The sequence below is a fragment of the Thiolapillus sp. genome (assembly GCF_048562965.1).
GTDB lineage: Bacteria > Pseudomonadota > Gammaproteobacteria > Chromatiales > Chromatiaceae > Thiolapillus > Thiolapillus brandeum_A.
Genome location: NZ_JBHNMF010000842.1, coordinates 1 through 1,255, shown reverse-complemented (window position 1 = coordinate 1,255; position 1,255 = coordinate 1). Strand labels below are relative to the sequence as shown.

At 57.5% G+C, this 1,255-nt stretch carries 1 protein-coding gene; it reads right to left on the bottom strand.

What is annotated here, in order from left to right:
* Positions 1 to 180: 180 nt before the first annotated feature.
* Positions 181 to 1,255: JmjC domain-containing protein (locus tag ACOCD2_RS20540; RefSeq protein ID WP_419626008.1), on the bottom strand; the 1,075-nt coding region annotated here is incomplete at its 5' end.

The window sequence follows — 1,255 nt, the reverse complement described above, 5'->3', positions numbered from 1 at the left end:
GTAAGTGATTGGTAACCCTTACTTTATGCAACAAAAAGAGGCCTATTTCCAGTGGGGCGGTGAAATTTCCGGGCTAGTTCCACGGGAACACGCTGTTCCCGGACAAAGACAGCCTCGCGCACCTGCTTGAGGGCGTCTTTGTCCTTTGGCCAGTGAGCCAGGCGGATGGTAAAGGCGCTGTCAGTCATCGCCAAAATCCAGCCAGCCCTGGTTGACTATTTCGGTAACTGCTTCCAGCAGCGCTTTGTTGGCCTGGCAGGCAGCGGTCAGCGCCGGTCCCGATATTTTATCGTCGCAAAGCTGCATGAGCACCGCTCTGCTCTGCGGCGGCAGCTTGAACATTTCACCGCAAACGAACAGGTAGAAGCTGCCGTCACCGCCTTTCGACCAGGCATACCGGCTGAAAGGATGGTGAATTGGAGATTCCTGGAGCAGTTTTTCCAGCAGGGTTTCCGCTGTGACGGTCTGTTCCGGTTGTTCGATGAACAGGTGTTCCTTGATTTCGGTGGAAAAGCAGCCAAACCATTGCTGTTGCAGATCCATGTCACTCAGCCAGGTCTGCAGTAGGTTTCCGACGGTCGTGAGTGCGGCGGGCTGAATCTCCGAAGGGCTGTCCTGGGGGTGAAGCGGCGGATCTTTGAAGTGCAATGATTCGGGAACATGATCGAGCAGGAACTGGGTAAAACTGCCCAGCATTTCCGCTACGGAAGGTGCTCGCAGCCCCACAGACCAGGTCATGCAGTCAGCGTCCTCGGCAACGCCCCAGTGGGCTACGCCAAGGGGCAGGTAGAGCACGTCGCCCGGTTCCAGCGTCCAAGTCTCTTCCGGTGCAAACTTCTCCAGGATGCGTACCGGCAGATCCGGCAGCAGGGCGTCGGATCCGGCCCTGTTGCCGATCTGCCAGCGACGTTTTCCGCTGGCCTGGATGAGGAATACATCATAGGTATCGGTGTGCGGCCCGACCGAACCGCCGGTAACGGCATAACTGACCATGATGTCATCGAAGCGCCAGGAAGGAATGAACTGAAAGGCCTGCAACAGTTGCGCCACTTCCGGCAGGTATTTGTCCACGTCCTGCACAAGCAGGGTCCAGTCCTGATCCGGCAGGCGGGTGAACGTCTCCTCATCGAAGGGACCATGGCGCAGCTCCCAGTCCTGTTCGCCATGGCGCAGCACCATGCGTGATTCCACTTCCTCCTCGCAGGCCAGCCCTGCCAGTTCCTCTGGTGTCAGGCAAAAATCATAATTCTGTATG